Origin of the sequence: Glaciecola sp. KUL10 (assembly GCF_003203515.1) — a bacterium.
In the GTDB taxonomy this organism is placed as follows: domain Bacteria; phylum Pseudomonadota; class Gammaproteobacteria; order Enterobacterales; family Alteromonadaceae; genus Glaciecola.
This window is the reverse complement of the sequence record NZ_BGNG01000013.1, coordinates 1-20,465: the sequence shown is the minus strand read 5'-3', so window position 1 is coordinate 20,465 and position 20,465 is coordinate 1. Positions and strand designations below refer to the sequence as shown.

Here is a 20,465-nt window from a genome sequence, read left to right as displayed (position 1 = left end):
AAATGGAAGTAACGCTAAGACAACGCGCATTTGAGGGCGAACACCTTCAATTAAGGCATACTTCACGCGTCAACAATTGTGAAATGAAGTGTGCCCTGTTTTTACCTCCTCAGTACGACTTTAGTGACACCAAAACACCGCTGTTAGTATGGCTGTCAGGTCTAACATGCAATGAAGAAAACTTCATGCAAAAAGCAGGCGCATTAGCATATGCAGCTAATCTTGGGTGGGCAATTTTATGCCCAGATACAAGCCCTAGGGGAGAAGAGGTTGCTGATGCACATGACGGCGCATGGGACCTTGGTTTAGGTGCAGGGTTTTATCTCAATGCTACTCAAGAGCCGTGGAAAAAGCATTACCAAATGTTTGACTATATATGCGATGAGCTTATTGTTAGCGTCTTAAAGGACTTCCCCAAACTAACACTCTCCGGAATCAGTGGGCATTCTATGGGAGGGCACGGCGCACTCACCATCGGGTTAAAAAAGCCAGCTCTTTTTAACTCTATTTCGGCGTTTAGCCCGATCACTAATCCTATCAACTGTGCATGGGGACAAAAGGCATTTACAGAGTATTTGGGAAAAGACAAAATAGCTTGGAGCGCTTATGATACCTGTGAGTTAATAAAACGAGCCAACAAACATTTACCTATTCTGGTGGACCAAGGCGCTGCTGATGTATTTCTTGAAGAACAATTAAAACCAGAAAATTTGTTAAAAGTGGCGCTTAGCGAAGATTATAAAATTACACTTGATATACATCCGGGATATGACCATAGCTATTACTTTGTAAGTACGTTTATCAATAAGCATTTAGATTTTCACAATCACTTTTATCGAGACTCACTTTAATAGGTGTGCGCCTAAATACTTGATGATAAGAACTAATACCTAATACTTTTTCTGCACTTGTCGATATTCTATATACTCGACGAGTGTGGATTAGTTATCAGTTGCAAAGATTAATGCAAAACTAAACATTTCTTAATTCACATGAACGTTTCTTTCTGTTCATGGATGTCTAATTGTCTAAGTACTTTGGAGACTTAAGATTTATGTTTGGAATTAGAGGGCTTCTCTCTAAATGGGCAATCATTCTTGGTTTGTTAGCATGCACCTCATTGACCCTTGCCTACTTTGTGGTGGATGCAAAGCACCAAGAAGAATTAGATAACGCACTCATCAAGATCAAACAAAATCACCACACTTCAGTAAATAACGTTTTGCGCCAAAGACTTGATCAGCTTACCCTGGTTGCTGAAGAAATATACATGTTGAGTAATTTACAGCAAGAACAAATTGCCAACATGAGGCCTATCTTGGCAAATTTGTGGCCAAAACTGGAATTAACATTTGAGCTCTCTACAATGGCGCTCACACAAGATTCAGAAATGGTGAAGTTTGGTTCATTGAGTGATGATCTGATTCAATCATTACACAATAAAACCTTAGTAACTCTGCGCCCTCAGTCTAAGTTTGTTTGCAGACCCATCTGTTCTATAGTGTCAGTTATTCCAGTTTTTCTGAATAGTCAACAAGCGTCCTTACTGATCGCCGCAGATTTTTCTGCAACGATTATGGCAATGCATTCAATAAACAGTACTGATATTGCAACCCTAGTAAACGCCTCTGGCATAGACGGCTCGCAGCCATCTATTCAGTTCAACAATATTGCTTACACTACAGATATCATCACTAATGCTGACGTGAGCGCTAAAATAATTAAGTCATTAGTCTCTGACAACAGTAACTTTGATGCCTTTGTCGACGGACGTTTTGTTTCTACCAATGGCACGACTTACTTTGTATGGATTCGGACGTTAAGCAATTCAACTGACATGCTACCGATGTTAATGATAAAGGATGTCGGAGACCTATTGGCTCAAAAATCAGAACAAAAACAAAGCCTGTTAGTCATCATTGCGTTGATACAGCTAGGTATTTTCTTGATCGTCTCAGCGGTTAGCTATCGCCCTATCGCTAGGCTGACACGCCTGCGCAGAACAATTGGATATATAGGTGAAAAACAATACGAAAAGGCCATAAAAACACTAGGTGTTGTTCACCAAGGTAAGTCGAGCGATGAAATACAAGCGCTAGAACGAGAATTCAATAAATCTATTTATCAACTGATGGAATACGAAGAAGAACTGAATTCCTCCCGCGAAAGATTGACCAAAATGGCAACCATTGATGTGACGACACAGTTGCTCAATCGCAATGCTTTTCTAGAAAATATGTTGGCGCTAGAAAACAAGCTGGCCGAGAATAGAACGACTTTAATATTCATGGATTTAGATGGCTTCAAATCTGTGAATGATAATTTAGGTCATGTCATTGGCGATCTGCTACTTGAAAAGGTTGGAGCAAGGCTTCTCAAGCTAAGTACCGAAACATTGAAAGTCTACAGAATTGGTGGTGATGAATTTTTGGTGTGTGTAGAAGCAGTGCCTAAAGACTTCAACCTTAGAGCTTTGTGTCAATCGCTCTTGCACTTATTCGACGATAGCTTTGCAATAGACAGACACTCAATTTCGGTATCGGCAAGCATCGGTGTGGCTACCGCAACCGGCGATATAGTGTCTTATATCGAACTATTGAAACAAGCAGATATTGCAATGTATCAGGCGAAAGCTGAAGGTAAAAATCGGTATTGTCAGTTCACTACTGCGATGATGGAGCAAATTAATCTTCGCTATACCATAAAAAGTGAATTCTATAGTGCTTTGAAAGACGGCCAATTAAGCTTGGTGTATCAACCCATTGTTGATACTAATTCTGGCAAATTAATCAAACTAGAAGCACTGAGCCGGTGGATGCATCCAACCCTTGGTTTTATAAGACCTGATATTTTTATCGAAGTAATAGAAGAAACTACTTTCATCGAGTCTTTAAGTGAATGGTTAATAGAAAATGCCGCGATAAAGGTAAGAGAGTTAGATGCACTGGGTTTAAATGATGTCGTTGTGTCGATTAACATCAGTGGTGCGCAAGTCACCAACATTAAATCAATTGAGCAACTCAAAACACTTTGCGAAATGCACTGCGTCGCGTACGAACGAATTGAATTAGAAATTACCGAGACCTCTCTTATTGAAGACTTTAAAAAAGCAAAAGCTTGGATTCAAGAAGTGTGTAACTTGGGGTTCGGAATTGCCATTGATGATTTCGGAACTGGTTATTCATCCTTATCATACTTAACAGCGTTCCCGTTTGATTGCGTTAAGCTAGACCGGTCCTTATTACTAGATGTTGAAGAAAATGAACGCAGCCGAAATATTGTCAAATCTGTGACGACTATGATCCATTCGATGGGGGTTCCTGTGGTGGCTGAAGGTATAGAGACCGCTTCTCATTTGCAGGTTATCAAGACGCTTGGTTGCGATTATGTGCAAGGATATTATTTCTCTCGTCCACTTGCTGATAAAGATTTACAAACGTTACTCGATAAATATATCGACCAAGGGCAGTGGCTAGCCGCCTAATCACGAGATGGAGATTCAATGAAAACTGCTGAAGAACAAATAAGACTATTAGAAATGCAGCTTGACCGAGAGCGTCGAGACCGCAAACGCGCAGAAGAATTACTGCATGCCAAATCCAATGAGGTCGTTGAATCTTCTCGTTTCCTAAGCAATATGACAGAGCGACTAAGACTGGCATTTTGGTTCGAAAATGAAATAGTTTGGGAATATGTGGTCAATGAGGATGCCTTTTATCTTTTTAGTTCTGTCGATGACAAACAGGCGACGATCAGCGCGACAGGCAATCTAGACGATGCTGTTAATGCATATCACAGAGAAGACCAAGCGATGGCGCAGCGACAGTGGCAAACTTTGATTGAAACTGAAGCAGAGTCGTTCGAGTTTAAAGCTCGCCGCTATTCTCCCGTACATGAATGCTACAGGTGGGTTAATGTTCGCGGTAGAAAAGTATTGGATGAGAAAGATGGCTCACTTAAAAAAGTCGTTGGTTTGTTCAATGATATTCATGAAAGATACTTAAGAAATGTGAGCTTAAAAACAATTAGCAACGCTTTTTTAAACACCCGTCACCCTGGTTTTATAATTGATTTTGCTATTCCACATGTTGAGGTAACAGATAGTTTTTACGCGGCAACAGGGTTAGACAAAAACAACTGTTCCGTTGATTTTTTGCTAGCATTGTTACCTCTTGAAGTGATTAAAAAACATCAAGTAACAGGTGAACGTTTTTTCGTGGAGACACTGCAAATAAGCCCAGAGAAGTCCTTGAGATGTGAATTTGGAATGGCTAAACTCAAACAAGATAAATACAATTCGAAATATTATCGTTATTCGGTTGGCTTTTTTCGAGTTAAGGTAAGTTAATTAACTTGCTGTTGCCTTGACCGCCTTACTTCAGCGCGGTAATTGCTAGTTCGCCTCTGAAGTGTTTTTTGATAAGCTAACAGGCCATTAGAAAAACCTCTGATTTTGTCTCCCTATTTGTCCCCCCTACTTTTCTGAATAACTGACGCACAAAACACAGGTTGATCTGCGCGAAATCGTTTTCGGATGGTATAATGAGCCATAGTTTTTGTCCGCCTATTGTCTTCCTGAGGGTTAATAATCAGCGGAAATAGCCAGAAATTGTCAGAATTTTAGAGAAGTAAAAATTTGTTGAAAACTAACATAAAGCCTTATAAATCAATAGGTTCCGAATAATGCCGGCAAAAAAAATAGATCACAGATTTTCGGTGGCCCCCATGCTGGATTGGACCGATCGCCACTGCCGCTATTTCCTTCGATTATTGTCACCGAGCAGCGTGCTGTACACCGAGATGGTGACCACTGGCGCAATTATTTATGGGAAAGGAGATTATCTCGCCTTTAATGAACAAGAGCACCCAGTCGTCTTGCAACTCGGTGGAAGCGACCCAGTCGCAATGGCCGAGTGCGCTAAAATAGCGCAAGAACGCGGCTATGACGAGGTAAATATTAATGTGGGTTGTCCGTCAGATCGGGTTAAAAACGGTAGCTTTGGCGCTTGTCTGATGTCTCAACCGCATATTGTTGCTAAGTGCGTTAGGGCTATGCAGGATGTTGTCGATATTCCTGTGACTGTCAAATGCAGGATTGGCATCGATGATATGGATGAGTATGCAGACTTTGAGCATTTCGTTTCTACAGTTGCAGATTCAGGCTGCGCTCACTTTATCGTTCACGCCCGCAAAGCTTGGCTTAAAGGCCTATCTCCAAAAGAGAATAGAGATATCCCACCTTTAAACTACCCCCGTGTTTATCAGTTAAAAGAACAACATCCAATGCTTAAGGTTTCCATAAATGGTGGTGTGAAAACTGTCGAGCATACACTTGAACATCTGACATTAGTTGATGGTGTGATGATGGGACGAGAAGTTTATTCAAACCCATGTATATTAAATGAAGTCGAAAATCGTGTTTATCAAAATACGACTGCGCTTAACCGAGCCGATGTTGTCCAAAAAATGGTCAGTTACACCGAGCAGCAAATAGAGCAAGGCGCAAGAGCATGGCATATTGCAAGGCACATGTTAGGCCTCTTTCAAGGGCAAGCTGGTGGACGTATATGGCGACGTTACCTAAGTGAAAATGGTACTCAAAAAGATACAAAAGCAACATTGCTTTTGGACGCATTAGCGCAAGTATTAGAAGCGCAAACTAAAGCTCAGGAATATCAATCGTCCCGACCTAATCTATAGCTGTTTTATCTATCTGTTCAGCAAAAGAATATTTAAATATCGTCATTGGTCAAAAAAGCTAAGCTATTGGTTAAAATAACCAATAGCTTGCTTTTTCTACTCTTCTATTTTCGTCTTCCATTACTCTTTAATTGCTTAAGTGTTTGATATTCTTTAACAATAAAATATTTCCCAAGTGTGGCACAGCATTCGCTATATGAAAGTTGTCGATGAGCAAAACGACAATTTTGATAACTGGGTCATATGTAGTTACGAACCCAAGCACTAATTAAAGGAAAACACTATGTCAGTATTAAAAGCTTCAACTAAAAAAGCACTTTTTACGTCTATCTTCGTTTCTACATTTGCACTTTCAGGCGCTGCTAGCGCGAATGAAAATGGCGTTGCAAATGTGCTCTCAAGCATGATGCAAAATGCAATTACACAAACAGCGCAAGAAATCGATATTCAACTTCAAAAGTCAATTATCGAACTAGGCCACAGCATTGAAATTGCGCCAGCCGATTTAAATTTACCAGCGACTACCGTCACTATTACTGACCTTGCTCGTATCGAAAAAACTGAAGATTTAAACTTTAGTGAAGAAGCAAACGACTAATAGACAGATACAAAAACTAGTTATTGCTAAAAGAGGCAGGGAATTATTATGTTGGGTCAAATTAATTTAATAAGCTTAGTGGTTACGCCAGTTGTATTTTATGTTGCGAGCGCAGGTATTGTGATGCTTGCCTCGCAATTTAAAGAAGGCAAGTAACAGTGAATCAACTTTTTTAGGAGAATCACATGAAAACAGTTTTAAACGATAAACGATTTTTTAGAGATGCGGGACAAGCCAAAATATCTGGTGTGTGTGCTGGCGTCGCTAAATATTTTGATATTAATCCATGGATAGTAAGAGGCGCAGCAGTTTTGAGCTTTGTTGTTCTCCCATTTGCTACTGCTTTAGCCTATGTATTAGCTATCTTACTATTGCGATATAAGTAACAAAGGTTACAATCGATCTAAGCGAGTATCGCAACCTTGCTATACTGTAAGTCTGATTCAATAGTTAAGGAAAAGCATGACGCAACATTTAACGACAAAAACGATTTCAGCATTCATTGCCATTGTGATTTTGTTCTTCGGCATCATCGGTTTTTGGTGGAGTTTTCAGCCCAATACGTTTGATGTCGAGGCGCGTGCAAAACAGTTCGCTAGTGACAATAATCATAAACTTGTCACAGGATATACAATTACCAATACGTTAGTCGAGGTTGTTGACACAATGCTATCTAAAAGCGGCGGATACATTTCGAATGACGTAACGCCACCTGGCATTATGATGGACAATATTCCTAATTGGGAGTTTGGTGTCCTGCAGATGAGCAGAGACTTAGCTGATGCAATGCGTAAAGACTTTAGTCGATCTCAGTCGCAGTCTCTTGAAAACCCAAGGCTAACTCAAGCTACTCCTTTCTTAAATAACGACAGTAACAGGTGGTTATTGCCTTCCGCGGAATCTCAATATCAAAAAGCAATTGAAGAGCTTCGTTTATATCAAAGCGAACTCGGCGACGTGACTAGCACAAATAGTCAATTTTACGCTAGGGCGGACAATTTAAGAGACTGGTTGAAACAAGTTGAAAAGCGATTAGGTAGCTATTCTCAAAGATTAAGTGCAAGCGTTGGTTCTGACGTCTATAATACTGATTTAGCGGGGGATCCCTCAGCTACCCAATCAACGCCGAATCAAAATGTCACTAAAACGCAAACAAGTTGGTTTAAATTAGATGATAATTTTTATGAAGCTCGTGGCGCTAGTTGGGCGTTACTCCATTTTTTAAAAGCAGTCGAAGTGGATTTTGCTGATGTCTTAGCAAAGAAAAATGCAAGCGTTAGCTTGCGACAAATTATTACTGAGCTTGAAGCGACCCAAAGTACGATATTCAGTCCCTTGATTTTAAACGGAGACGGCTTTGGAATGGTCGCCAACCACTCATTAGTGATGGCTAATTATATATCTAGAGCGAATGCCGCTTTAATTGAATTATCTGAGCTACTCAATCAGGGTTAAACAATGAAAAATTTAGGAATAAAATGCGCGCTAACCGTTATCGGTCTTAGCGCGTCTTGCGCATATGCAGATACTTTTCTGGGTGGTTATATTGGTGCGAATGCATGGAATATGGCAGTCGACGGTGGTTTTGCAAATGAAGAGACGGTCACCGACTTTGCCTTTGAAGATAAATCTCAAGCTTCGTTTTATGCAGCGCTAGAGCACCCGATTCCACTGGTGCCAAACATCAAGTTAATGCGCACGTCAATGGATACGACAGGTGTTGTAGCATTAACGAGCGAATTCAGGTTTGGTGATGAGTTATTTGTCACAGAAACCGATCTTGGAACAGATTTAGAACTCACTTCAACCGATTACATATTATATTACGAAATATTAGATAATGATTTGGTCAGTATCGATGTTGGAATTAACGGTAAACATCTAGATGGAACAATCATGGTTAACGAATTAGAGGGAAGTCGCTCAGTGAGCGAAAGTTTCTCAGGGATCGTGCCTATGGTCTACTCTAAAGTCGAAGTTGGAATACCTGCAACGGGCATTAGTGCATATGTTGAAGGCAGTTATTTATCCTTAGATGACAACACCTTAAGTGATTTTCAAGCTGCCGTTGCTTATAGTTTCGTCGAGAGTTTAGCGATTGATATGTCTATTGAAGCTGGATATCGATCTACCAATTTAGAGCTGGATGATCTTGACGACATTTATACTGAACTAGAATTTAGTGGTGTATATGTTGGACTTGAATTCGATTTCTAATTCATTTCATTCTAAAAAGTAATAAAAAATCTTATTTCATTCTTTAGTGTTATTGGGATAAACGGTTAACCTTAGCGGCGACAAAGTTAAGGTTAACTATCATGACATCAAATATCAGCAAAAACGCATTTGCAATGCTTAATGAGCAGCAATTGACACAGTTGTCCAGCGCTGCATCAGCACTGAACAAAGAGCAGCTTATCTGGGCATCAGGCTACTTAGCTGGCCTAGCAGGTGCGGTTGCTCTACCTGCATCAGCTACCGAAACGGAACAAACACAAGCTGTAGCAACTGCCACGCTGACAATTCTTTACGGTTCTCAGACCGGAAACGCAAAAGGCGTTGCAAATAAATACAAGGCCCAAGTCGAAAGCAAAGGCGTTCAGGCTAAAGTGGTTAGTATGGCTGACTATAAGCCTAGAAGTATTAAAAATGAAACTCATTTGCTAGTAGTAGTCAGTACTCACGGTGAAGGTGATGCGCCAGACGACGCAGTCGAACTTCATGAATTTCTAGCAAGTAAAAAAGCACCTAAACTACCCCACCTCAAGTATGCCGTTATTGGCTTAGGCGACACTAGCTACGAATTCTTTTGTCAAACAGCAAAGGATTTTGAACAGCGCCTAAGTACCTTGGGTGCTACTGCTTTTGCAGAGAGGCTAGACTGTGATGTTGACTATGAGACTGCGATTAGTGCATGGTCAGAAAAAGTAGATTCAGTCTTGGTTGACTTATTAAAGCCAGTTCAAACGACACAGGTGTCATCCACAACACCTGTAGCCAATGCGGTTGCAGAATCGATATATACCAAGCAGAACCCTTTTGGAGCTAGCTTATCCGAGTCACTCAAGATAACTGGTCGAGATTCGATTAAAGATATACGTCACATTGAAATCTCGCTAGAAGATTCGGGTATCCAATACCTGCCGGGTGATGCATTGGGCGTATATTTCTTGAATGACGAAAATATGATCGAACGCATCGTCAATGCGACAAATACTGATGCAAATGCTCAGGTCACGCTAGGTGAAGAGTCGCTAACCTTAGCTCAGGCATTAAAAGAAAGACTTGAGATTACACTGAGTTATCCTGGTTTCATAAAAGCGTATCAGGCAGCTACACAGCAGCAGGCATTAGCCGACTTAATGGCGGATAAAGCAGCGTTACGCAATTATCTCAACGAATCTCAAATTGTTGATATCGTTGAGGCATTTCCCGCCAAGGTCGATGAGCAGACGCTAGTAGATGCCTTACGTGTTATTACGCCTCGTTTGTATTCAATCGCATCAAGCCAAGCCGAGGTCGAAGATGAAGTTCACCTTACTGTGGCTCACGTAGAATATGAAGCAAACGGTTTTACCCATCAAGGCGGCGCATCAGGTTATTTATCTACACGTGTCGAAGAAGGCGCTGAGGTAAAAGTTTACGTTGAAAACAATGATAACTTTAGACTGCCGGCCGACGACAGCACTCCTATCATCATGGTTGGTCCAGGCACCGGTATTGCGCCATTTAGAGCTTTCATGCAAGAACGTGACGCCAGAGGAGCAACGGGTAACAATTGGCTTTTATTTGGTAACCCTAGCTTTACCCAAGACTTTTTATACCAAACTGAATGGCAAGGGTATTTGAAAACAGGCCTACTTACCAAAATTAGTTTGGCGTTTTCACGTGACCAAGCAGAAAAGATTTACGTTCAAGACAGATTGCGAGAAAACGCAAAAGAAGTTTTTGATTGGTTGGAAGCCGGTGCTCATTTCTATGTATGTGGTGATGCTACGCGAATGGCAAAAGACGTTGAGTCTGCTTTGCTGGATATAATTCAAACCCAAGGTAATAAATCTGAAGCTGATGCTAAGGTTTATCTTACGGATATGCGTAAAGCTAAACGTTACCAAAAGGATGTTTACTAATGAGTAATGATAAATCACTTATCGTAGAAGGCAATCTAGCTGATAACGAGCGCATGAAAGGAGCGAGTAAGCACCTTCGTGGTACGATTGCGGAAGATTTAAAAGACGATGTTACGGGCGGGTTTACCCCAGATAACTTCCAACTAATTCGCTTTCATGGCATGTATCAACAAGATGACCGTGATATTAGAGCTGAACGTCTTAAACAAAAATTAGAGCCACTCCACAATGTGATGCTCCGAGCGCGCTTACCTGGCGGTATTATTACACCTGAGCAGTGGTTAGTTATCGATAAATTTGCTGCAGACTATACAATGTATGGCAGTATTCGCCTAACTACACGTCAGACATTTCAGTTTCACGGTGTTTTAAAACCTAATATGAAATTAATGCACCAAACGCTTAACAAAGCGGGCATCGATTCTATTGCTACTGCTGGCGATGTAAATAGAAATGTTTTATGTACTTCTAATCCGGTTGAGTCAGAGGTGCACCAAGAAGCATACGAATGGGCGACTAAAATTAGCGAGCATTTGTTGCCTAAAACGAACGCTTATGCCGAAATTTGGTTGGACGGCGAAAAAGTCGATACAACGCAAGAAAAAGAACCAATCTTAGGCGATAACTATTTGCCCCGTAAGTTTAAAACAACTGTTGTTATACCGCCTCAAAACGACGTTGACGTGCATGCAAATGACTTGAATTTTGTTGCTATTGCGGAGAATGGAAAACTTGTTGGCTTTAATGTACTAGTGGGCGGCGGCCTCGCGATGACTCATGGCGACGAATCTACCTTTCCTCGTAAAGCTAGTGATTTTGGTTTTATTCCGCTTGATAGTACGCTTGATGTGGCTGCGGCAGTTGTTTCTACCCAGCGTGATTGGGGAAACCGCGTAAATCGCAAAAATGCAAAAACTAAGTATACCTTAGAGCGAGTCGGTGTAGATACTTTCAAAGCTGAGGTTGAAAAACGCGCAGGCATTACTTTTGAAGCAAGTCGTGACTATGAGTTTACTAGTCGTGGTGACCGCTTTGGTTGGGTTGAAGGTGTAGACGGAAAACACCACTTAACTGTCTTTATCGAAAATGGACGAATTTTAGATTACCCCAACAAAACCTTGAAAGCAGGTTGTGCCGAAATTGCTAAGATTCATCAAGGTGATTTTAGGATGACGGCAAATCAAAACCTTATTATTGCTGGCGTTGATACACAGCAAAAAGAAGAAATTGAAGCATTAGCCGTAAAGCACGGTTTAATTGAAGCGAGTACATCAAAGCAACGCAAAGATTCAATGGCGTGCGTGTCTCTCCCCACTTGCCCTCTTGCAATGGCTGAAGCTGAGCGATACTTACCCAAGGCCGTTGATGAGTTAGAGGCGATGTTAGCAAAACACGGGATGCAAGATGAAAGTATCATTTATCGCGTCACAGGGTGCCCTAATGGTTGTGGTCGAGCAATGCTTGCTGAGATTGGCTTGGTTGGTAAGGGGCCCAACAAATATAACTTACATTTGGGAGGCAATCGAGAAGGCACACGAATCCCTAAAATGTACAAAGAAAACATTTTGGATACCGAAATCATGTCTATCCTTGATGAGCTAATTGGTAAATGGGCTAGAGAGAGACTCGCTGGTGAAGCGTTTGGTGACTTTGTCATTCGCGCTGATATTATTGCGCCGGTAGTTGATTCAGCGCGTGATTTCTATGCTTAAAGCCATAAAAACAGATTTAGCGCAAAATATTAATTTAGTTGAATCTAATCCGTTATTAGAGGGCATGAAGCCTATTCAAAGAGTTGAATGGGCGTTTAAAAATTTGCCTGAGACGCATGTTGTTTCTTCTAGCTTTGGTGCCCAATCCGCAGTGATGCTTCATTTGATAAATGAAGTAGCGCCAGGGACGCCAGTTATTTTGACTGATACAGGGTATTTGTTTCCTGAGACTTATCAATTCATTGATAGACTCACCTCTGAATTATCACTGAACTTGCATATATATCGTGCAGAGCTATCCGCCGCGTGGCAGGAAGCGCGATTTGGAAAGCAATGGGAAAAAGGTATCGAAGGTATAGAGAACTACAATAAAATCAATAAAGTTGAGCCGATGCGTCGAGCGCTTGCCGAGTTGGAAGCTGGTACGTGGTTTGCGGGGCTTAGGCGGTCGCAGAGTGATAGTCGTGAACATTTGAACGTACTTACTAAACAAGCTGGTCAATTCAAAGTACATCCAATTATTGATCAATCCAATAAACAGCTTCATGAATATCTAAAGAAAAACGATTTACCTTATCATCCTCTATGGGAAAAAGGCTATGTTTCAATCGGTGATTGGCACACTACTCAATCCCTCCAAGAGGGCATGTCTGAGCAGGATACGCGCTTTTTTGGAATGAAGCGTGAGTGTGGGTTACATGAATTTGGTGATGGTGACGGAATCTAGTATTACCCGATGTGTACATCACAATAAATGCGGCTACTTGATAATTCAATGCCGCATTTTTTTAATCCTAAACATAATACTTGCTTATTAGTCTTTATTAGTTAATCTTATGTGCTAGCCTGAAAGTTTTTTAGGTTTACCTATGTTATTTTGTATGAGCGAAATGCTAGGAGCGCATTGATGTGAATTCTTTAAATAAGCCTTTTGAAACGATAGCGGGTGGATCAAGTCCAGTTATCTCGGGCTTGCGCGCAATTAACGACTTATACCGTTCATCCACCCCCTCGCTCGTTGTTGGCGATTTTTTTGATCATCATATAGAGTTTATAACCACTCTAGAACCCGATATTGTTCAAGCACTTTGTTACTCAAGAGTTGGCCATTTGATGAATAAAGCTGACGATTTGTTGTATTTGGTTGGAAAGTATCCGCGGTCAAGTAACACAAACATTAATGACATCAGTACTTGCGAAGCTACCATTCAAAAAGCAATAGATCTTTGTTTGGAACGCAAAAAACACATATTTTCAGGTGATACCGCTTATTTGTATTTAACTTACGAAGGCTTTGATGCTGTTATGTATGTTGAAGGTGTAGGGTATTTTAATCCTGAAACTCAATTGCTCTTTGAGTCATACGCTACGATGCTTTCTCTGAAGATGGGCAACTTCAATTTAAAAAACAAGCTAAAACGTCTTGCTCACATTGATTGGCTGACAAGGTTGCCAAATCGTTCTGAATTTTTAAAGCAAATAGGCAGTCAAAAAGAACATCACTTTGAGCAACTTGCGGTTGCCTTAGTTGATATCAATCATTTTTCAGATATTAATGATGGTTTAGGAATGGATATCGGTAGTGCACTTTTAGTGAGTGTCGCCAAAAGACTTCAAGATAAATTTCCAAATGAGGGACAATTGGGGCGCATATCAGGTGATGTTTTTGGTATTTTGGCCGATTTGTCCGAGATAGAGCCTTCCGAATTGGCGTTGATATTTGAATCTCCGTTTTTGATTGGAGGGCATACGATTCCTATCAATGTCAGTATTGGTGTCTGTAAACTTGATTTTCACCATGATGGCTCTCACTATCTACGTTGCGCTACTATTGCGTTAAATCATGCCAAACACAGCTTGGTCTCGAGTTATTCTTTTTACGACAGTGAAATGGATCAACAGACAAAGAAAAAGCTCGAAATGATCAGGCTACTACAGCGTGCTTTTGAGAACAAAGAGCTAGAGTTATGGTATCAACCACAGGTCGACCTTATTTCAGAAAATGTAATCGGCTTGGAAGCCTTACTTCGATGGAAATACAACGACAACACCTACGTATCTCCTGAAGAGTTTATTCCATTGGCTGAATATTCTGGGCTAATTTTAGGAATCGGTGAATGGGTGATCGAACAAGCAACTCAGACCTTAGCTGAACTACAAAATCGCGGACAAAATGAGATTCGAATTTCAGTGAATGTATCTGTTTTGCAATTTAGAAGCTCGGGTTTTGTTGAATTTATTTGCGATACCTTAGAAAAGCACTCAGTTATGCCCCATTTTTTTGAGCTTGAGATAACTGAGAGTGTAGTCATGGACGACCCACAACTTGTTATAAAGGCGCTAAACGAACTGAAAGCCAAAGGGTTTAAAATAGCACTAGATGATTTTGGTACCGGTTTTTCCTCCCTGAGTTATTTACAAAAACTGCCCTTGGATCGACTAAAAGTAGATAAGTCTTTTGTAAAAGATTTAAATAATCCAAAACATCGAGTGATTGCTAAATCAATATTTTCACTAGGTTCACAACTGGGGTTACAAACGATTGCAGAAGGAGTCGAGACTCGAAGCCAGGCAAGTCAAATGTTGAGACTTGGCGCAGATGAAGCGCAGGGGTTTTTATATTCAAAAGCCATTCCATTTGAAAGACTGTCATCTTATTTACTTAAAAATTTCAGTTAAATGTCACTTAGCTGTCATATTAATGTAATATTTCTATGGTTTTGATTGATTTTGCCGATAATCTTGGTATAGTTATCACACAATTAATCACCGAGTACTTAATATGAAATTATTAGTAGCAAGCATATTAGCCGTTGCATCAAGCATTACATTTGCAGCAACAGAGCAACCCGGTGACTCAAAGTTGTTTTCCTGTATGGATGCAAAGACATTCGAGCTTAATAGCCAGTGTTTGAGTAAAAAGATAGAAAGTAATATGGTGTATAAGCAAGCGCAGACTGAAATTGTTCAAGCTGCCAGTGACACCTCTGATCGCGCCATCGCGACTATGACCTTTAACCCGGAAACTTTTACTATCGAAGTGGTTGCTCACAAAGACGCTCTTTTAGCCAAAATCGACTAATTTAACGATTCAACGCTATACGACAAAAAAACGCCTCAATTGAGGCGTTTTTTTTACTCATTTATTGGAGACTTACGTCGTTTGAGGTTCTAAATAAAAGTTATACATTGATTGCCACTTTTCTTGTTGAATTTTAAGGGCATTCTTAAGTTCCTTGTATTTAAAGTCTAATTCGAGCTTTTCATAACTCAACTGTAAGTTCTTCTTTCTTAAGGCCATGATGCGCTTTTTAGTAGCATAGAACTCACTCATTTTTTGCTGAACAAGTTCATATTCTGCTTGGATCTTAGCCTTTATTTCATCTGCGTTAGGAAGGCTGATTGCTCTGTCCTGAGCGTATTTTAGTTGCATTGCAAGTTTTGCTTTCTCAATGCGTTCCTCTGGGCATGTTCTTAAGTTTTTGGTTAAACCTACAAATGACAAACCTTTGATTAGCCATTTAGTGGGGTCAAATTGCCACCATTTAATACCATTGCGATAATCGTATTCAAAGATATGGTGGTAATTGTGATAGCCTTCTCCGAAAGTAAAGAAGGCTAAGATACCATTGTCTCTGGCAGTGTTAGCATCAGTGTATGGGCGTGAACCCCAAATGTGTGCTAATGAATTAATGAAAAACGTAACATGGTGAACTAACACTATCCGTGTGACACCTGCTAATAACATCATCCCTAAAATATCGCCGTTTAACCAACCAAGAAAAGCAGTTAGGCCAAAATTAGATGCCAATACAATTGGAACATAGTGGTTGTGTTGCCACATTACTATTTTATCTTTTTGAAGGTCTTTGCAGTTTGAGTAATCATCGTACCTAGCAGCCTGATATTCTCTTAGCATCCACCCCATATGGGAAAACCAAAACCCTTTTTTTGCAGAGTAAGGGTCTTTGTCATTTACATCAACATGACGATGATGGATTCGATGGTCAGATGACCAATGTAAAATACTATTTTGGACAGTCATTGCACCGCCGATTGCAAGAATCACTCGAACAATCGGGTTAGCATCATATGTTTTATGAGACCACAAACGGTGATAGCCCGCGGTTATACACATGCCAGTAAAATAAAACAAGAAAATGGTTACACCAATTTCAAACCAATCAAATCCATATGAAATGGCCCAGAGAGGAGTACCAACAACGGCAATTAAGGTCAATACGATGAACAAAATCACGTTGGTAAATATTAAAGGGGGCTTTTTCAAAATAACACCTAAGTTTACATAACAAAATAGCCGAAAAATATTTCAGCTTACAACTGTACGCTAATTTAACTTTTGTGCTTCGTTTTTGCAATAAATAAACGTAAACCTTTCTTCAAATTTGCGTTATTCTTAATTCATGAACAGACAAGAACAAAAGCTACAAACGCGCAAACGTATCGTTGACGCCGCCTTCAGCCTTCTTAATGAAGACAAGTCACTATCTGCTACAAGCCTGCGAGAAATTGCTCGCGAAGCAGGTATTGCGCCCACTTCTTTTTATCGGCACTTTAACGACATGGATGAGTTAGGTTTAACTTTAGTCGATGAAGCAGGATTAGCACTGAGACAGTTGATGAGGCAAGCCAGACAAAGGCTGGAGTCTGGTGGAGGCGTTATTGATACATCGGTAGATACGTTTATGGAATTTATCTCAGACAATAAAAATGTCTTCCGACTATTGCTGCGCGAGCACACTGGTACCTCGTTAGCGTATAGAGCAGCCGTGTTAAGAGAAATTCAACATTTTATCGAAGAACTCAGTGATTACATTGTGATTCAGCTAAATTTGCCCCGTACTCTCGCTAACTTGCAAGCTGAAGCAATGGTAAAATTAGTATTTAGCGCGGGCGCTGAGGCGCTAGACGCCGAAGGTGCTCGTCAAATCGAAATTGCCAGCCGTGTTAAGCATCACTTACGCATAGTGCAATTAGGCGCAATAGAATATTCAAAAAGCAGTTAGCTCGCTTAACTGCTTGTTCGTTTCTTTAAGTAAACACCTGATTCAATATGATGTGTAAATGGAAATTGGTCAAATAGCGCTGCACGTTCAACAGTATGTGTTTTTGTTAATGTATCAAGGTTAGCGGCTAATGTGTCGGGATTACATGATATATAGATAATATTGTCATATGCTGAAATCATTTTTAATGTGTCTGAGTCGAGACCTGCGCGGGGAGGGTCGACCAGGACTGTACTGAATTCAAACACATCTAAGTCCATACCTTGTAATCGATTAAATACTCTCTCTTTTGCCATTGCCTTGACAAATTCTTCACTGGAAAGCCTAACAATAGTCAAGTTGTTCACATTGTTTTTTTCGATGTTACTTTGTGCTGCAGAGACAGAAGATTTTGATATTTCAGTACCAACTACTTGATTAAATACGGAAGACAAAGGGATACTGAAATTTCCAGCTCCGCAATATAATTCCAATAAGTCGCCCTTGATACCGTTTGTTTGCTCGATGGCCCACTCAATCATATCTATGTTTATTTTCGCATTGGGCTGCGTAAAACTGTTTTCAACTTGTTTAAAACAATATTGCTGGTTGTTTATCGTTAATACTTCTTCAACAAAGTCTCTATTTATTACTACTTTTTGCTTTTTGGAGCGGCCAATAAAGTCCAATGTCGCAAATTGTTTATTGTTTTGCTTTAGTTGAGATATTTCGCGTTCCCAAGCATCATCAAGTGTTTTGTGATAGATCAGACTAATGAGCATTTCATTTGAAGTCGTGCACAAGTAATCAATTTGATAGAGTTTTTTGCGTAAAACCTCGTTACCTTTAAGTGCCTCAAGCATCATTTTCATTGCTGTATTGATACTCTCATGAGCGGCGTTTAAGTTGTTTACTCTGTATTTTTCCTTTGTTTCCTTACTAAACATGATGTGAAAAGTATCTTCACCCTCGTGCCATACTCTAAATTCGGCCCGCATACGGTAATGTTTGGCTGGTGAAGTGAATAAATCAAATCTGCTGCCAAAATAGGGTGCTAACAGTGATTCAAACCGTTTTTGCTTAACTGACAGCTGCTCTTGATAAGCGAGCGCTAAATTATCTGACATATTCGAACCTCTTTGCACGTGTTTTATTGAATCAGGCCGCGCAGTGTAATGCAAAACAGATTAAGAAAAAAATTTTACTAAAGATCTTTTTATATGCGGTCGATACCCAAGTTGAGGTAAGAGAGGTCATTATTATGAACTTGAGCGAAATATTCCCTGTAGGGGGCGAACAATCAAAGCGAATAAACACAAATTTGCAGACTGAAACTGCGCGTGAGAAAAAAGCAGAAGCACCGCCTATACAAGAGGGCCAATCGGATGAACGTTCATCCGATACGTTTTCATTGAGAAAACCGGCGCAAGTTGCTTCGTTTCTTTTGACTGAACGGCTTTCTTCACAGCTAAATATTAGTCGCGGTGGTCGTCTTACAAATAATTCGGACCCTACGCAAGATAGTGAAAGTAAAAAAGTCTTAGAAAGTCAGCCAAATAGTGGGCAAGTAGGCGAGCTAGACAAAGAGCGATTTGATATCCAAGAGGTAGCAAGCAATGTGCTTAATTTTATTGGTAGTGCATTGGATGAGCTTACTAAAAGTGGAGCAAGCGACGAGCAGATAAGCGAAAAAATAAATGCTGCAAAAAAAGGCATTGAAAATGGATTTGAATCAGCGCTTCATGATTTAGGCAACTTGGTGTCTAAACAATTAAAAGATGACATTGCAAAAACCAAATCTGTAATTGAGGAAGGACTCGGCAATTACAGCAATCAACTCCTAGCAACATTTCGGGACGTTGATATTATTGAACAGGCCAAACAAGCTGACTCACAGTCTTCACAATTTAGTATAAAGACAAGAGATGGCGACGAGGTTACGATCTCTTTCAGCAATAAAGAAGTTATTGGAAGCAGTACAAAATACAGCGATAGTCACGGTACAGAAAGTGTTACCTATTATGCTAAAACTCAAAATTTTGATTTAAGTATAATAGGAAAAATAGATGAAGATGAATCTCAAGCCATCACAGATCTAGTGAATAAAGTCGATGAAATAACAAGCCAGTTCTTTTATGGGGATGTAACAAAAGCCTATGAACAAGCATTAGAATTAGGTTTCGATAATGAACAGTTATCAGGTTTTGCTTTAACATTAAGACAAAGCGAATCTTCATCAAAGCTTCGTCAATATGGAGAAGTGGAATTTAATGGACAAAGCGACGGTGTCAGCAACGGCGGCACTTCACCAAAATCTGTTGCCCAATATATGAATAAAATGTTGGACGTTATGGATAAGTCCAAAGAATTATTAGATTCTGAAGACGAGTACAAATCGATCATCAATGGATTGATAAATGAAATGAAAGATGTACAAGTACCCGACTTGGTATCAGCAATAAATAAATTTTACAAATTTACGTCTAATCTTAATTTGATTTCTAATCAAAGTCGTTAAGTGGTAATGATGCGCTGGTCACAGCGCCTCTTATGATTTTAGTCGTTGTCTATTTTTCTACCTTGTCTTTTGCGGGACGAACTTTCAATGTCCTTTCGCAAAAAATGGTGTCGTTGAGCGATTTAATCATTTTTTGCATATCACCTTCTTCGACTTCAACGAACCCAAAACCTTTTCGCTTTCCTGTTCGTTTGTCTTTCATTAGTCGTACGGAATTAACAACACCGAATTGCTCAAAGTGTAATTTAACGTCGTGTTCATTTACCTTATAGGGAAGATTTCCTACATAAAGCGTTGCAGCCTCCGATGCACTAGTCCTATTAACTTTATGTTGGTTGGCTTGTTTATCACTCTTTGAAATGAACAATGTTAAACCAATGGATGATAAAACACCGAAAACAAAGCTTAATCCCACATAGTTTTTAAGTGATTCTGAAAACCCATAAGTAACTGTTGCATAGCCGACGATCGCGAGTACGGCACTCGCAAGAAGAATGAGTCTGGTTTGTACAAATAACATAAACCTTTCCTTTATTATTATTGGTTGATGATAAAAGGCTTCATAAATATGACGCTTTTATGTCAATTTGGCTAGTCCTGATTGAAGAATATGTAAATAAAATGTTTAAAAAGTTAGTCTGTTTCATCTGGTTGTTTGTTATCTGACCACTTGAACAAAAATATCAAAATATATCGTAAATAAGTGTTGACCAAATTTCTTTTGTGTCTACAATGCGCACCTCTTCAACGAGGCAAGCCCAACAGGGCATTAACGCTACGCTGAAGCAGCAAGTGGTTTTG

The 20,465-nt window shown here is 40.0% G+C and carries 18 protein-coding genes; 15 read left to right on the top strand and 3 right to left on the bottom strand.

Annotated features, from left to right (window positions below; translation table 11 throughout):
- Positions 1–2: 2 nt before the first annotated feature.
- The 13 genes from fghA (at position 3) to KUL10_RS16570 (ending at position 15,222) form a co-directional block, all read left to right on the top strand.
- Complete coding sequence (gene fghA, locus KUL10_RS16630) at positions 3–851, top strand: S-formylglutathione hydrolase (RefSeq protein ID WP_110430082.1); 849 nt, start codon at positions 3–5, stop codon at positions 849–851.
- Between the two features lie 203 nt (positions 852–1,054).
- Positions 1,055–3,484: an EAL domain-containing protein gene (locus KUL10_RS16625; RefSeq protein ID WP_110430081.1), complete on the top strand. Its 2,430-nt coding sequence runs from the start codon at positions 1,055–1,057 to the stop codon at positions 3,482–3,484.
- 18 nt (positions 3,485–3,502) lie between these two features.
- Positions 3,503–4,348, top strand: coding sequence for a hypothetical protein (locus KUL10_RS16620; RefSeq protein ID WP_110430080.1), 846 nt, complete (start codon positions 3,503–3,505; stop codon positions 4,346–4,348).
- 335 nt (positions 4,349–4,683) lie between these two features.
- Positions 4,684–5,700, top strand: coding sequence for a tRNA dihydrouridine(20/20a) synthase DusA (dusA, locus tag KUL10_RS16615; RefSeq protein ID WP_110430079.1), 1,017 nt, complete (start codon positions 4,684–4,686; stop codon positions 5,698–5,700).
- A gap of 283 nt (positions 5,701–5,983) precedes the next feature.
- On the top strand, positions 5,984–6,298 hold the full coding sequence (locus KUL10_RS16610) for a hypothetical protein (protein ID WP_110430078.1): 315 nt from the start codon (positions 5,984–5,986) through the stop codon (positions 6,296–6,298).
- Positions 6,299–6,483: 185 nt separating this feature from the next.
- On the top strand, positions 6,484–6,684 hold the full coding sequence (locus KUL10_RS16605; RefSeq protein WP_110430077.1) for a PspC domain-containing protein: 201 nt from the start codon (positions 6,484–6,486) through the stop codon (positions 6,682–6,684).
- Between the two features lie 76 nt (positions 6,685–6,760).
- Entirely contained in the window at positions 6,761–7,753 is a 993-nt protein-coding gene (locus KUL10_RS16600; protein WP_110430076.1) for a DUF2333 family protein, read from the top strand.
- A gap of 3 nt (positions 7,754–7,756) precedes the next feature.
- Complete coding sequence (locus KUL10_RS16595) at positions 7,757–8,515, top strand: TIGR04219 family outer membrane beta-barrel protein (protein WP_110430075.1); 759 nt, start codon at positions 7,757–7,759, stop codon at positions 8,513–8,515.
- Between the two features lie 101 nt (positions 8,516–8,616).
- Positions 8,617–10,428, top strand: a complete 1,812-nt coding sequence (locus tag KUL10_RS16590) for an assimilatory sulfite reductase (NADPH) flavoprotein subunit (RefSeq protein ID WP_110430074.1) — start codon at positions 8,617–8,619, stop codon at positions 10,426–10,428.
- Positions 10,428–12,140: an assimilatory sulfite reductase (NADPH) hemoprotein subunit gene (gene cysI, locus KUL10_RS16585; protein WP_110430073.1), complete on the top strand. Its 1,713-nt coding sequence runs from the start codon at positions 10,428–10,430 to the stop codon at positions 12,138–12,140. Before KUL10_RS16590 ends, cysI begins: the two co-directional genes overlap by 1 nt.
- A complete protein-coding gene (locus tag KUL10_RS16580) occupies positions 12,133–12,867 on the top strand; it encodes a phosphoadenylyl-sulfate reductase (protein WP_110430072.1) in 735 nt (244 codons plus the stop codon). Before cysI ends, KUL10_RS16580 begins: the two co-directional genes overlap by 8 nt.
- A gap of 182 nt (positions 12,868–13,049) precedes the next feature.
- The gene (locus KUL10_RS16575) at positions 13,050–14,819 is read left to right on the top strand and encodes an EAL domain-containing protein (protein WP_110430071.1); all 1,770 of its coding nucleotides are present in this window, start codon (positions 13,050–13,052) and stop codon (positions 14,817–14,819) included.
- Positions 14,820–14,922: 103 nt separating this feature from the next.
- Positions 14,923–15,222, top strand: coding sequence for a pyridine nucleotide transhydrogenase (locus KUL10_RS16570; protein ID WP_110430070.1), 300 nt, complete (start codon positions 14,923–14,925; stop codon positions 15,220–15,222).
- Positions 15,223–15,294: 72 nt separating this feature from the next.
- On the opposite strand, the gene KUL10_RS16565 is transcribed toward KUL10_RS16570, so the two are convergent.
- Positions 15,295–16,428 carry a fatty acid desaturase gene (locus tag KUL10_RS16565; protein ID WP_110430069.1) on the bottom strand — a complete coding sequence of 378 codons (1,134 nt, stop codon included), beginning with the start codon at positions 16,426–16,428 and terminating at the stop codon, positions 15,295–15,297.
- 136 nt (positions 16,429–16,564) lie between these two features.
- Here KUL10_RS16565 and fabR point away from each other — a divergent pair, with 136 nt between their 5' ends.
- Positions 16,565–17,167 (top strand): HTH-type transcriptional repressor FabR, encoded by a 603-nt coding sequence (gene fabR, locus KUL10_RS16560; protein ID WP_110430068.1) that lies wholly within the window; start codon positions 16,565–16,567, stop codon positions 17,165–17,167.
- Between the two features lie 5 nt (positions 17,168–17,172).
- Here the strand turns inward: fabR and trmA are convergent, their stop codons facing one another.
- Complete coding sequence (gene trmA, locus KUL10_RS16555; RefSeq protein ID WP_110430067.1) at positions 17,173–18,273, bottom strand: tRNA (uridine(54)-C5)-methyltransferase TrmA; 1,101 nt, start codon at positions 18,271–18,273, stop codon at positions 17,173–17,175.
- A 134-nt stretch (positions 18,274–18,407) separates the two neighbouring features.
- Here trmA and KUL10_RS16550 point away from each other — a divergent pair, with 134 nt between their 5' ends.
- Positions 18,408–19,664: a DUF5610 domain-containing protein gene (locus KUL10_RS16550; protein ID WP_146216800.1), complete on the top strand. Its 1,257-nt coding sequence runs from the start codon at positions 18,408–18,410 to the stop codon at positions 19,662–19,664.
- Between the two features lie 49 nt (positions 19,665–19,713).
- Here the strand turns inward: KUL10_RS16550 and KUL10_RS16545 are convergent, their stop codons facing one another.
- A complete protein-coding gene (locus KUL10_RS16545; RefSeq protein WP_110430065.1) occupies positions 19,714–20,184 on the bottom strand; it encodes an RNA-binding protein in 471 nt (156 codons plus the stop codon).
- Positions 20,185–20,465 lie beyond the last annotated feature (281 nt).